The 13826-nt window shown below is 42.5% G+C and carries 12 protein-coding genes and 1 tRNA gene; 10 read left to right on the forward strand and 3 right to left on the reverse strand.

Going from position 1 to position 13826, the window contains the following annotated elements:
- Positions 1-100 precede the first annotated feature (100 nt).
- Positions 101-1582, reverse strand: a complete 1482-nt coding sequence (locus tag ABIB50_RS24960; protein WP_429384374.1) for a glycine--tRNA ligase — start codon at positions 1580-1582, stop codon at positions 101-103.
- A 440-nt stretch (positions 1583-2022) separates the two neighbouring features.
- Between ABIB50_RS24960 and ABIB50_RS24965 the strand changes: the two genes are divergently transcribed.
- Together ABIB50_RS24965 and ABIB50_RS24970 are read left to right on the forward strand one after the other, a co-directional pair.
- Positions 2023-2520: a hypothetical protein gene (locus ABIB50_RS24965; protein WP_429384376.1), complete on the forward strand. Its 498-nt coding sequence runs from the start codon at positions 2023-2025 to the stop codon at positions 2518-2520.
- 49 nt (positions 2521-2569) lie between these two features.
- The gene (locus ABIB50_RS24970; protein WP_429384378.1) at positions 2570-3526 is read left to right on the forward strand and encodes an acetyl-CoA carboxylase carboxyltransferase subunit alpha; all 957 of its coding nucleotides are present in this window, start codon (positions 2570-2572) and stop codon (positions 3524-3526) included.
- Positions 3527-3572: 46 nt separating this feature from the next.
- Here ABIB50_RS24970 and tatA read toward each other — a convergent pair whose 3' ends face one another.
- Together tatA and ABIB50_RS24980 are read right to left on the reverse strand one after the other, a co-directional pair.
- Complete coding sequence (tatA, locus tag ABIB50_RS24975; protein ID WP_429384380.1) at positions 3573-3734, reverse strand: twin-arginine translocase TatA/TatE family subunit; 162 nt, start codon at positions 3732-3734, stop codon at positions 3573-3575.
- Between the two features lie 142 nt (positions 3735-3876).
- Positions 3877-7005, reverse strand: a complete 3129-nt coding sequence (locus ABIB50_RS24980) for a protein O-mannosyl-transferase family (protein WP_429384382.1) — start codon at positions 7003-7005, stop codon at positions 3877-3879.
- A gap of 303 nt (positions 7006-7308) precedes the next feature.
- On the opposite strand from ABIB50_RS24980, the gene ABIB50_RS24985 reads away from it, so the two are divergent.
- From ABIB50_RS24985 to ABIB50_RS25020, 8 genes are all read left to right on the forward strand, one after another.
- Positions 7309-7379, forward strand: a tRNA-Gln gene (locus tag ABIB50_RS24985).
- 95 nt (positions 7380-7474) lie between these two features.
- A complete protein-coding gene (locus ABIB50_RS24990) occupies positions 7475-8419 on the forward strand; it encodes a ribose-phosphate pyrophosphokinase (protein ID WP_429384385.1) in 945 nt (314 codons plus the stop codon).
- Between the two features lie 53 nt (positions 8420-8472).
- Positions 8473-9057, forward strand: coding sequence for a 50S ribosomal protein L25/general stress protein Ctc (locus ABIB50_RS24995; protein WP_429384386.1), 585 nt, complete (start codon positions 8473-8475; stop codon positions 9055-9057).
- Positions 9058-9250: 193 nt separating this feature from the next.
- Positions 9251-9811, forward strand: coding sequence for an aminoacyl-tRNA hydrolase (gene pth, locus ABIB50_RS25000; protein WP_429384389.1), 561 nt, complete (start codon positions 9251-9253; stop codon positions 9809-9811).
- Positions 9812-9819: 8 nt separating this feature from the next.
- Positions 9820-10401 carry a hypothetical protein gene (locus ABIB50_RS25005; RefSeq protein WP_429384391.1) on the forward strand — a complete coding sequence of 194 codons (582 nt, stop codon included), beginning with the start codon at positions 9820-9822 and terminating at the stop codon, positions 10399-10401.
- Between the two features lie 93 nt (positions 10402-10494).
- Entirely contained in the window at positions 10495-10842 is a 348-nt protein-coding gene (locus ABIB50_RS25010; RefSeq protein ID WP_429384393.1) for a Spx/MgsR family RNA polymerase-binding regulatory protein, read from the forward strand.
- A 116-nt stretch (positions 10843-10958) separates the two neighbouring features.
- Positions 10959-13022 carry a M1 family metallopeptidase gene (locus tag ABIB50_RS25015; RefSeq protein WP_429384396.1) on the forward strand — a complete coding sequence of 688 codons (2064 nt, stop codon included), beginning with the start codon at positions 10959-10961 and terminating at the stop codon, positions 13020-13022.
- A 124-nt stretch (positions 13023-13146) separates the two neighbouring features.
- Positions 13147-13824: a hypothetical protein gene (locus ABIB50_RS25020; RefSeq protein ID WP_429384399.1), complete on the forward strand. Its 678-nt coding sequence runs from the start codon at positions 13147-13149 to the stop codon at positions 13822-13824.
- The last annotated feature ends 2 nt before the right edge of the window (positions 13825-13826 follow it).

Genomic DNA, 13826 nt, shown 5'->3' on the forward strand with positions numbered 1-13826 from the left:
ATTATTTAATAAATATCGACAATAATAAATATCAAAAAAGCCCGCTAAATATTTTTTAGCGGGCTGTAATTTGCGGGCTGTAATTTATGGTATGTGTCTGTTATTTCAATAAATTCTTCCAGCTTACCAAATCGCCAATTATCTTATCCAACTGGTCGGCGGCAACACGTTCTTGTTTCATGCTATCGCGATGGCGAATGGTAACGGTATTATCCTCTAAAGTCTGATGATCAACCGTAATACAAAACGGCGTACCAATAGCATCCTGGCGGCGGTAGCGTTTGCCTATGGCGTCTTTTTCCTCGTATTGCAGGTTAAAGTCAAGTTTTAAGGTATCCATTATCTCGCGGGCCTTTTCCGGCAGGCCGTCTTTTTTAGTTAACGGGAATATAGCCGCTTTAACCGGGGCCAGGCAAGGGTGCAGGCGCAGTACGGTGCGGCTGTCCTGTTTCTCGTCGGTGCTCAGGTCTTCTTCCTCGTACGCGTTGATCATGGTTAACAGGAACATCCTGTCCAAACCAATCGATGTTTCAATTACGTATGGGATATAGTTGCCATAAGGTTTTTCGGTAGCCGGGTCAACCTCAGGGTCGAAGTATTGCATTTTTTTGCCCGAGAACTGCTGGTGCTGGCTCAAATCAAAATCGGTACGGCTGTGGATACCTTCCACCTCTTTAAACCCAAACGGGAAATCAAACTCAATATCATAAGCAGCATCGGCATAATGTGCCAGCTTGGTATGTTCGTGATAACGGTATTTTGCGGCGTCGGTACCTAAAGCCAGGTGCCATTTTAAGCGGGTTTCTTTCCATTTTTCAAACCATTCCTTCTGCGTGCCGGGGCGTACAAAGTATTGCATCTCCATCTGTTCAAATTCGCGCATACGGATGATGAACTGCCTTGCAATAACCTCATTACGGAACGCTTTGCCTATCTGCGCAATACCAAACGGGATTTTCATCCTGCCTGATTTTTGGACGTTCAGGTAATTTACAAAGATGCCTTGTGCAGTTTCCGGGCGAAGGTATATCGTGTCCGACTCATCGGCGATAGCGCCTACCTGGGTGCTGAACATCAGGTTAAACTGGCGTACTTCCGTCCAGTTAGCAGTGCCGCTGATAGGGCATTTTATATTTTGTTCGATGATGAGTTCGCGCAAGCGGGGCAGGTTCTCAGCTTTTAGCGCATTGTCCATTTCTATCTGCAGCTCTTCAGCTTCGCTGGTCTTGCCTTCCTCGTCAAGTTTGGCTATGCGGTCTTCCAGCAGTTGATCTGCGCGGTAGCGTTTATTTGAATCTTTATTATCGATCATCGGGTCGCTGAAGCCATCAACGTGGCCGCTGGCTTTCCAGATCTTGGGGTGCATAAATATGGCCGAATCAATCCCAACGATATTATCATGCATTTGCACCATGCTTTTCCACCAGTAGGTTTTTAGGTTGTTTTTCAACTCCGAGCCAAACTGGCCGTAATCGTAAACGGCGCTCAGGCCATCATATATCTCACTACTCGGGAAAACAAAGCCATACTCTTTGGCGTGTGCTATAACGTTTTTAAACAGTTCGTCGGTATTCTTGCTCATAATAGGGGCAAAGATATATTTTTTTGTATTAGCCCCCTCTAAATCTCCCTAATAGGGAAGACTTTTATAATGAATTTCTAAAGCCCTCCCTTCCGGGGAGGGTTGGGAGTGGCTATCTAAGGTGATCAATTACTTCGGTAACGGTCATTGCTTATAGGATTACTCTTCGAAAATTATTAAATTAATTGAACTTTGCGGCAATAACAGCGTTTAATAGGTGGAAACTGTTTATCTGTTTTGTTTCACGAAAATGTGAACCAGATGAAACAAGTGAAACAGAATTTTGAATTAACTGACTGAAAATAAGTTATCTGTGAAAATTAGGTGAAACAAAATGAAACAACTTATTAGTCAGCATCTATATGAGTAATTTACTATTATTTAATTGATAATCAAACACATACAATTTGCGCGGTTTTAACCAATTGAAACAACTATTTATGAAACAACTTTTTACTTTTTTGCTGCTGCTAACCGGCGCGTCAACCTATGCACAATCACCTGATACCGCGGGCAAACGCTCGCCGGTACGCACGTTAACCTACCAGCAATACCAAGCCTATTTAAAAGGCGAGGCTGACGAAGATATGGCCCGGGTGGCCGAAATGAATCATTATCCAATGCCTGATAAAGTATTAAAATGGCGTGTCCAGCTTGATTTGAGCCCTATTCAAATAAAAAAAATAACCGAAGCCAGTACTTATATGCGCCGGCGCAGGCTACAAATTGGCGGTTCAATTATTGATACCGAAAAGAAGCTGGACAGCTTATTTAAATATAATATGATGGATGATGGTAAGCTTATTTTTTATACGGGGCGTTATGGCGCATACCGTGGCGAGCTGATGAATGCTATGTTATATGCTTGTTTGTCAACTCAAAAGCTATTGTCGCAACAGCAAATGGTTAAATACGAAAGCCTGCAAAAACGTAATTGATAAATATGCCGTTTGATTTATTTAATTTAGCGCCCTCATTATTTAAGATATGAAGATTAGTTTCGATTTTGAAAAACCATTGGCTGAGTTGCTTCACCAGATTGAAAAAGTGAAACAGGTTGAAGACAAGAACAAGTTAGATATGTCTGCAACACTAACCGAGCTGGAGAATAAATTAGAAGCAGCAAAGAAAGAAATATACGGCAACCTTACCGGTTGGCAAAAAGTACAGATCTCGCGTCACCCTGAAAGGCCATATACTTTACAGTACCTGGAGCTGATGTGTGATGATTTTATTGAATTGCATGGCGACCGTACCGTAGGCGACGATAAAGCGATAATAGGCGGCTTTGGCACCTTAAACGGCGAAACTGTGATGTTCATCGGTCACCAAAAAGGGCGTAACACCAAGGAGCGCCAATACCGCAATTTTGGTATGGCTAATCCTGAAGGATACCGTAAGGCTTTAAGGCTGATGAAGCTTGCCGAGAAATTTGGTAAACCAGTAGTTACCCTGATAGATACTCCCGGAGCATTCCCCGGCCTGGAGGCTGAAGAGCGCGGACAAGGCGAAGCCATCGCGCGTAATTTGCTGGAGATGGCTGTGTTAAAAGTCCCGGTTATTTGCGTGGTTATTGGCGAAGGCGCGTCGGGTGGTGCGTTGGGTATTGGTATTGGCGATAGGGTATTGATGCTGGATAACTCCTGGTATTCAGTTATATCGCCCGAGAATTGCTCGACCATCCTGTTTAAAACCTGGGAACAAAAAGAACGTGCTGCCGAAATGCTGAAGCTTACCTCGACAGAAATGTACAAGAACAAGCTGATTGATGGCGTGATAAAAGAACCACTTGGCGGCGCACACCAGGACCCGGTAGCTATGGCTGCCATCCTTAAAAAACAATTACTAAAAGAACTTAAAGTATTAAAAGACCGTAACGTTGATGAACTGGTCACCGAGCGTATAGACAAATTCTGCTCGATGGGGGTGGTGATAGAAGGATAAAATAAACGTAAAAGCAAAGGGCTCAGTTTAATACTAAGCCCTTTTTTTATACTTTCGAGTCTTCTTCGTCCTTGCCGTCTTTGGCATTTTTGAACTCTTTAACACCTTTACCCAGGCCACTCATAAGCTCTGGTATTTTTTTCCCGCCGAATAATAGTAATACCACCACGAGTATAACTATCAGCTCTGGTCCGCCTAATCCACGCATAATATATTTAATTTAAGTTTTAATTTCCAAACAAAAATAGTGTAATCAATTTACTGCGTCAAGTAAAATCGTTAAACTATTACTTTTTAACTACATACGTTTTTTTTAATGATCCGGTTCTGTCTAAAATTATATCCCATCCCTACTGCTGTAAATTAACGCCATACTCTTTAACATATACATCCAGTTTAGCCTTGTACGCAGCACTTACTGCAGGGTTATGAGTTTTGGTAAGGTTTACTATTCCGTTTAACAATGATATACCAAACTGAACGTCGCGGTTCATGCTGGTATTACCATCTTTAAATAACGTGTAATTATAATCAAGCGAGTTGGTTATATAATCTGCAACCTGGGCTATGTTTTTATTAGCCATGGCCGTTTCACCAAGGCGATAAGCCAGTTCGGCCATATAATACTTTCTTACGGCAACTTCCTGCGCCGGGATAATATCAGGCATTACGTCATTGTATTTTCGTAAAGCGTTTTTAGCCAGGTCGGCGTGGCCTTCTTTATACAGGTTCTCGGCCAGGTTAGTATATAAACGGCTGATTAACGGGTAAAACATGGTTAACGATTCATGGTCCAGGTAACTGGCCGTTTTCATGTTGCCATATTTAAACTTATTCATCATGTTATTGTACATTACCATGCTGTTGGTGCTTTCCAGTGGCTGGGCGGCAGTATCGGGTTTTAATGGTAATAAATGATAAGTAAAGCCTTCGTTATACATGTATTTGCCCAAGCCTATCATGCTTTCAGAAGGTACGGTAACCGTAAAGTAAATAGGTCTTTTCCAGTTGTTGTGCGACAGGATATCCAGCAACGCCAAATTATCCTTAGTAACAAACTGGCCCGGGTAAGTAAAATTAACCTCGGGTGCTATCTGGTCGCGCTTATCGGCAGGCAATGTCCCGGTTTTTATTACCTGATCGGCATTAACTGTTATTTTAAGATTTTTGGTAGGCAGGTAATTTACAGATTCGCCATTCTCATACTGTGCCATCGCGTCTTTATTGTCCGACAGCATAAAGTCAAACACATCCTTCAATTCAGAATAGCCCGGAAGTTTGGCGTCATTAAAGTAAATAACATCGCGGGTGCCGTTTTTAAACTTATTGTTAGCCATAGTAATAGGCAACGGTTCCGACGTGTTCATTTTGGTTTTCATTTGCTTGATATACCAATCTGTACCTAACAAACTTAAGTTTACAATACGCACATCAGGGCGTACATTTTCAACTTCCTGCAGGTACCACACCGGGTAAGTATCATTATCGCCATAAGTAAATAAAATGGCATTTGGCGCGCACGAGTTTAAGTAGTTATAAGCCATATCATGCGGCGTAAGCTTGGTCGACCGGTTATGGTCGTCCCACTCCTGGTTAGCCATTAGTATTGGCCCTACAGCCAAACAAACCACAGTTGACAGTATAGCCGCGTTCACCGCTTTTTCTTTGTTTCTTCTTAGCAGGTCGGCAATAAACAATACCGCTAAACCTATCCATATCGCAAAAGCATAGAAGGAACCCGCATACGCATAATCACGCTCGCGTGGTTGTAACGGGTCCTGGTTAAGGTATAATAATATGGCTATGCCTGTAAAGAAGAAAAGCACACCCACCACACCGGCGTCTTTTTGGTTACGCTTAAAGTGGAAGTAGATCCCCATCAGTCCCAAAATCAACGGTAAAAAGAACAGGCGGTTATAGCTCTTGCTTTTAGTTACCGAGTAGGGTAGTTGTTTGCTAAAGTTCCAGCCGCTTATCCAGTCGCCGTTTATGCCTTTTTCCTGCCCGTCAACCTCGTTAGCCCGGCCGGCAAAGTTCCACATAAAGTAGCGGGTATACATTTGGTTAACCTGCCAGGTAAAAAAGAAGTTAAGGTTATCGGCAAAGGTTGGATTTTGGCCCTCGCCAAGCCCCACCCAACTTCTGTAAAAATCGGCGTGGCCTGCCTTCTCACTAAACATCCGCGGGAAGATGGTGTTGCGGTCGTAAATAGTAGTCAGCTTTTTACCTGCAATTTCATATTTCTTTTCGCCGCGGCGATACAAGGTTGCACCCTCGGTTTGGTCGGTAGCTTTCGAGTCGAAGAACTGGCCGTATAATAACGGTGTGTCGCCATACTGGTCGCGGTTAAGGTAACCGTTCAGCGCGAAGGCATCCTGCGGGTTACTGTTATTTAAATTAGTACCTGCTTTAGCACGGATAACGATCATCACAAACGAGCTATAACCAAACAGTATAAACGCGAAGCATACTAAAAAGCTGTTTAAGGCAAAGCGTTTTGTGCGGATCTTAACGACGTACTCTAATAAGGCGACAATAGCTACGGCTAATACCAAACCTAAAATGCCGGCGCTGATGGTAAGCGTTAAAACAAAACATACCACCATTACAATGAGCGCGGTTTTGTTCTCGTTTTTGGTAAAGATTATACCCGATACTATGGTAGCGGTAAGCAACAGGAAGAAGGCAATTGCACCACTGCCAAATCCAAATCCTAAAGTATTTACAAAGAACAGATCAGAGAAAGCGGCGCCTTTTACTGTGTATTGAATAATGCCCCATAGCACCGCGGCTACAATTACCACACCCAACAAAAAGGCTTTAATGGTACCCCAGGTACTTGCCGTTGGCGATTTTCGGAAATAAATAACCAGCGCTATAGCCGGTATAACCAATAAATTTAATAAGTGGATACCTATGGAAAGGCCCATTACGTAGGCTATAAAAATGATCCATTTATCGGCACCCGGTTCGTCGGCATGGGCATCCCATTTTAATATCGCCCAAAATACAATGGCCGTACATAAGGACGATTGCGCATAAACTTCCGACTCGACAGCCGAAAACCAGAACGTATCTGAGAAAGCATAAGCTAACGATCCAACTAAACCGGCGCCTATAATCAATATGATATTGGTGAGGTGCAGGTCCTCTTCTTTTTTAATCAGGATCTTTTTGGCAAGGGCGGTAATGGTCCAAAACAGGAATAATATAGTAACACTGCTTGCCATGGCCGATGCCATGTTGGTCCAGTAAGCCACTTTTGTTACATCGCCCATTGATAGTAGCGAGAATGCTTTACCTATCATGGTAAACAATGGTGCGCCGGGCTGGTGCGCCACCTGTAAGCGATAGATACAGGCAATAAATTCGCCGCAATCCCAAAAACTTGATGATGGCTCGAGCGTTAAAATGTAGGTTAACGATGCTATAACAAAGGCCAGCCAGCCAAACAGATTGTTGATTTTATTATATTTCATTTTGAGAAATTACAATGGGTAATGGTTTATTCAAGCAACGAAATTAATAAACTAACCCGATGTTGCAGCTAAACAGGTAATGATTTAGCATATTTTAACATAATTTACAAGCCCCTCCCAACCCTCCCCGGTAGGGAGGGCTTCAAATTCAAACCTAAAAGTCTATCATTCAGAACGTAAAAGTCTCCCCTACCGGGGGAGATTTAGAGGGGGCTTATTTTTTTTAAAATTTAGGTTTTGAAGTTGAAAAATTCGTCTTATATTTGCATTCCTTTTCGGAATGTATGTTTCGGAGGTGGAGATTGCCTGATAGTATAATGGTAGTACAACGGTTTTTGGTACCGTTTGTCTAGGTTCGAATCCTGGTCGGGCAACAAAATAGTAATTTCGGATTTCGGATTTTCAATTTGGGATTTATTCCGGGGAAATTCAAAATCCGAAATTGTTTTTTATAGCCAACAGCAGCAACATGCCTTTACAGTTTAACACGGTTAAATTATTTGCAGGTTCCGGATCAAAAGATCTGGCGCAGAAAATTGCCGATGCGTATGGGCAGGAGTTGGGCCAGTCAGCGTTATCGCGCTTTAGCGACGGCGAGTTCCAGCCCCACTTTAATGAGTCTGTACGTGGTTGTGATGTGTTCCTGGTTAATTCTACCCATCAGCCTACCGATAACTTAATGGAGTTATTAATGATGATAGATGCCGCGCGCCGTGCATCAGCCCATCACGTAAACGCCGTTATACCTTATTTTGGTTTGGCCAGGCAGGACAGGAAAGACCGCCCGCGCGTTGCTATAGGCGCCAAGCTGGTTGCAAATTTATTGGTTGCCGCGGGTATTGACCGCATTATGACCATGGACCTGCACGCAGCACAGATACAAGGATTTTTTGATATCCCGGTAGATCACCTGGATGGATCAATAATTTTTGTGCCTTATATAAAAAGCCTGGGTTTGAAAAAGCTAACCATTGCTTCGCCGGATATGGGCGGATCATACAGGGCACGTGGCTTTGCCAAGTTCTTTAACGCCGAGGTGGTAATTTGCGATAAGCAACGTAAACGCGCCAACGAAATTGAATCAATGACCCTGATAGGTGATGTAACCGGCCAGGACATTGTATTGATAGATGATATTTGCGATACTGCCCGCACATTGGCAAAAGCAGCGCAATTGATCATGGATAAAGGTGCCGCCAGTGTACGCGCGGTTTGTACGCACCCTGTATTATCAGGCAACGCTTACGAAACTATTGAAAACTCTGCATTAGCCGAGCTGATAGTTACCAATACTATACCGCTTAAACAGCAAAGCCCTAAGATAACAGTGTTATCAACCGCCGACCTGTTTGCCAAAGCAATAATGAATGTAAACGAGCATGGCTCAATAAGCCAGCTTTTTAAAGTAGATTAAAAATATCCCTGCGCGATGCAGGGCTTTAAATAAAAACAAATAAATAATTAAAAATGAAATCAATTGCTATTAGCGGTTCTCCAAGAGAGAACGTAGGGAAAAGAGACGCGAAAGAGCTGCGTTACCGGGCTTTGGTACCGGCAGTGCTTTACGGTGGTGCAACACAAACCCACTTTTCGGTGTCCGCAGCTGATTTGAAAGCCGTAGTTTATACGCCGGTTGTTCATTTCATCGACCTTGACATTGCTGGTGTTAAATCACAGGCTATTATTAAAGATCTGCAGTTCCATCCATTAACTGAGCAGATCATACACGTAGACTTTTTATTGTTAGATCAAAAGAAACCTATCGCTATCGACATCCCTGTACGTTTAACTGGTACTTCGCCGGGTGTTAAAACAGGTGGTAAACTGGTGCAAAAATTACGTAAGCTAAAAATCAAAGCATTCCCTAAAGATCATTTAGACTTTATTGATGTTAGCATTGAAGCTTTAGAAGTAGGTAAATCAGTTAAAGTTGCTGAAATCAGCATCCCTAATTTGACAATCTTAAATTCTCAGGAAGATACTATTGTTTCTGTTACAACTTCACGTGCATTACGCCAGGCTGAGCAAGAAGCAGCAGCAGGTAAAAAATAAGCCCCTAACCCCCTGAAGGGGGAATAATAGGAGAAACTAACAGCGATGACATTGTCATCGCTGTTTTTGTTTTATATCTTCGCAGCTTATCAGCTCCCCCTTTAGGGCGCTGGGGCGTATGCGACCTTATTTTAGTAAGTTTTTTAAAAAGGCGAAGCCTGCAGTCAGGCCCGTGCCGGTTAATAGCAGTGGAATGAAATATCTGATAGTAGGTTTGGGTAATATTGGTCCTGAATATGCTGATACAAGGCATAACGTAGGCTTTATGATTTTGGATGAATATGCCAAACAGGAAGGTGCAAAGTTTCACAACATGCGCCTGGCTTATTATACCGAAGTTAGCCATAAGGGCCGCACCCTGCATTTAATAAAACCAACTACCTACATGAACCTTAGCGGCAAAGCACTTAACCATTGGATGAAGGAATTAAAGATCCCCGTGGAAAATGTGTTGGTGTTGGTTGATGATATCGCACTGCCATTAGGTACCCTGCGCCTTAAACCCAAAGGCAGCGCCGCCGGCCATAACGGCTTGAAACATATTGAAGCTACCTTAGGCAATAACGATTATGCCCGCCTGCGTTTTGGCGTTGGCGATAACTATCCCAAAGGCCGCCAGGTTGATTATGTTTTAAGCGGATTTGATACCGATGAGCAGCCCGAACTGCCTGCACTAATAGACCGGTCTATCGATATGATAAAAAGCTTCGCGACGATTGGGACGGAGTTAACGATGACGAAGTTTAATAAGTGAGCTTAGTAATGGAAATAAACAAAGTTACAAAAGCATATTACGAAGCAATCGGCGAATTTATTGTCGTATATTCCGGCTTGGAAATGCATTTAAGTAAGTTTTTAAGTGCTCAGCAATCTCACGCACATAACGGTCTCTTCAGTTTAAGTGTTACAATAGCAGCTAACTTCGATACTTTTAAAAAGGTCGAAAAGCTAGATACTTATATTCACTTTCATATACCGTCTGTAACAGAAAGTTTAAAAAACAAATGGAAAGACATTTATAAAGAGATAAAAGTTTTAGCCGAAGCCCGTAACTTTTTGGTGCATGGATTATGTTTTGGATTTGTTCACTGTGAACCGATTGACACATTTTTAACCATCAATAAAAATGATAAAGAGAATATGGTTACTCGCAAGTTTATGCTTGCCGAAATAATACAACACACCACGAACGCCCGTGCTGTTGTAAATAGCTTGCAGAAAGATTTTTGGCATGAGTACCTTAAGGTATTGGGATTTCAAGATGTTTATTTAACTTCAATAAGTTTAGGCGAGGTTAGCAATTTATCAAGACCGGTCAAAACAGACGATTTTGATAATAATTAGCATCCCTCTATTCAAATCTTCTACTTCAGCTCTTACGCTTATAGATTACAACTCCATTGTAATCTACTAATAATTAACTCGTAAATTTACCGTATGAAAGTATACGGAATTACCAATTGCAACACAGTTAAAAAAGCATTAGACTGGTTTAAGGCTAACCAGGTCATGTATGAGTTTCACGACTTTAAAAAATTAGGCGTAAGTCCTGAAAAACTGCAGGAGTGGGATACCAAAGCAGGCTACGAGGTGTTTTTAAATAAAAAAGGCACAACCTGGCGTGATCTTGACCAGGACACCAAAGACAGCATTAAAACCAATAAGGATGCTTTGCAATTACTGCAAGCCAAAACCAGCATGATTAAACGACCTGTTATTGAGGATGGTGGTTTCCTGTACTTTGGTTTTGATGAGGCCGCTTATCAACAGCATTTTAAAAAATAACCTGTAGAGGCGCAAAATTTTGCGTCTCTTGAAACGTCGTAACGTAATAATTTGTTTACGTACAAATCGGGCCGGTTATTTTTATATTTTTACGTTTCACATTTTAAAATTAACTGATGAAACTGAACCCTACTGCCGGTTTAACACTGGCTTTAATGGCAAGTATGGCCACCGCTATGGCACAGAATACTCCGCCTGCAACAGCGCCTGCTACGCGCCCGGTAGTCCGCCAAAGAGGCGGTGCCCCCTATACCGAGCCAAACGCGCCCGAAACCAAGTACAATTACAACGAAACCTGGAAACCATTTTTCTACACAAAAAATGGTGATGAGTTTAGAGCGGCAGACGGACAGCCTGGCCCTAAATATTGGCAAAACCGTGTTGATTATAAGATCGACGCCAGGATAGATACGGTTAAAAACGAAATTTCGGGGTCCGAAGTGTTAACCTACGCTAACAACAGCCCTCAAAAATTAACTTTTGTTTGGATGTGGTTAGATCAGAATTTATTTAAAGCCGATTCACGTGGTGTAAAACAAGTTCCACTTGTAAAGGATCCTACCACGGGACGAGTATATCCAAGCAGCCGTAACTGGGGTATGGGCCAAATATTTGATGCAGGCGATAAGATCAAATCCGTGTCTATTATATCAACAGCAAACGGGAAAACAACCACAACCCCTGCCAAATATATCATCAATGATACCCGTATGCAGGTATTTATTCCGGGCGGTATCCCATCTGGTGGTAAGATCCAGTTTAAAATAGATTGGTCGTTTATATCTCCTGACTACGGATCAGACCGTATGGGGATCGTAAATAATCCGGAGGGAAAAGTATTCCAGGTTGCACAATGGTACCCGCGTATGTGTGTGTACGATGATCTGCAAGGCTGGAACACCCTTCCATATACCGGCGAAAGTGAGTTTTATTTAGAGTATGGCGATTTTGATATCAACATCACAGCGCCTGCTAAAAATATCGTAGTATGCTCTGGCCAGTTGTTAAACCCAAAAGACGTTTATACGCCTACTCAATTAGCAAGATGGGCCGACGCTGCAAAAAGCGACAAGACCGTATTTATTGTTAAACCTAACGAAGTATTTAGCCCATCGTCTCGCCCCGCAGGTAAATCAGAGTTAACCTGGCACTTTGTGGTGAGGAACGCGCGTGATGCTTCATGGTCAACCGCGGCATCATTTGTTATTGATGCAGCTAAAATGGATATGCCAAGCGGCAAAAAACCATTGGCTATATCAGCTTATACAGTTTCAAGTGCTGCACGTAATGCACGCTCGACCGAGTATGCAAAATACTCTATCGAATACAACTCTAAAAAATGGTTTGAATACCCTTACCCTAACGCAACTGTAGCTGTGGGCCGTGCCGGTGGTATGGAATACCCGGGTATCGTATTCGTAGGACAAGGCGGCTGGGGAGTTATCGACCACGAATTTGGTCATAACTGGTTCCCGATGGTAGTCGGATCAAACGAGCGTTTATACGGTTGGATGGATGAAGGTTTTAATACTTTTATAAACACACTATCAACAGCTAACGCGATGAATGGCGAAAACATGCGTGGTGGCCGTGCATTTGGCCCTACTGCACAAGCGTTCACAAGGCCAACACTTGAACCAATATTGAGCAACCCCGATAACCTGAAAGAAGCAAACAACGGTACTTTATTATACAGCAAGCCGAGCGCAGGTTTGGTAATGCTGCGCGAGCAGATATTGGGCCCTGAGCGTTTTGATTATGCGTTTAAAACTTATATCGAACGTTGGGCATATAAACATCCGTCACCTGATGATTTCTTCCGTACAATGGAAGCAGCTTCGGGCGAGAGCTTACAGTGGTTCTGGAGAGGCTGGTTTGTAAACAACTGGCAGCTGGATGTTGGCGTTCGCGCGGTAAGTTATGTAGATGGCGATGCCGCAAAAGGTTCGATCATTACTATAGACAACCTGGAGAAAATGGCAATGCCGGTTACGCTGGAGATTAAAACCGTTAGCGGTAAAACAGAGCGCGTTAACTACACTGCCGAAATTTGGGAGCGCAACGTAAGCTGGTCTTTCATATATCCATCAACAGAAGCAATAGAATCTGTTACTTATGATCCTGATCATAAATTACCGGATGCTAACCGTACAAACGATGTTTGGACAGCAAAAAAGTAATAAATAACTAAATAATAAGAACCCGGCCTTAAGCCGGGTTTTTTGTTTAACCAATTTGTTAAAAAAAGTTAAACAGTAACATTGGTATTATAATTGAGTAATTTTAACCTATAATCTAACACCTATGAAGCGCTACCTGGTATTTATTGCATTATTCTTTATTGCCTGTGCCGCTAATGCGCAGGATGTTTTAAAAGGCACCGTTGTTGAAGAAGGCACTAACGATAAACTCACCAATGTTTTTGTACACAATACCAGCAACAAGCAAATAACGTTGGTTGATAAAAACGGAAATTTTGAAATTAAAGGCGGGAAAAACCACCTCATCATTTTTGATTCGCCGGGTTATATACCGGACACTTTATTGGTGGTTGATTATAAGCCCTTAAAGATCGTCTTAAAACCTATGGGGATAACCTTAAAGCAGGTTGATATCAACGCGTCGCGAAGAGCGTTTGACCCTCATGTGGAATACCCGGAAATTTACAGGAAGAGCAAGGTTTATCCGCTTTCGCCAAGTACGTGGTTCTCAAAAGAAGGAAGGGACGCCCGCCGCCTTAAACGCTTTTTTGAAAAAGAGGAGCAGGAACGTTATATAGATAAATATTACAACGCAGCCTACGTAAGTAACATTATACCTTTAAAAGGAGAAGAGCTGCAAAATTTTATGGCGATATACCGGCCAAGTTACACTTACGTTAAAAGTAATAATGGCCCATCATTAACACTATATATTAATGATTCTTATCAAAAATATAAAGCGCTGCCTGCTGACAAAAAAATACTGCCGGGTTTAAAATAGGT

The sequence above is a fragment of the Mucilaginibacter sp. UYCu711 genome (assembly GCF_050433825.1).
In the GTDB taxonomy this organism is placed as follows: domain Bacteria; phylum Bacteroidota; class Bacteroidia; order Sphingobacteriales; family Sphingobacteriaceae; genus Mucilaginibacter.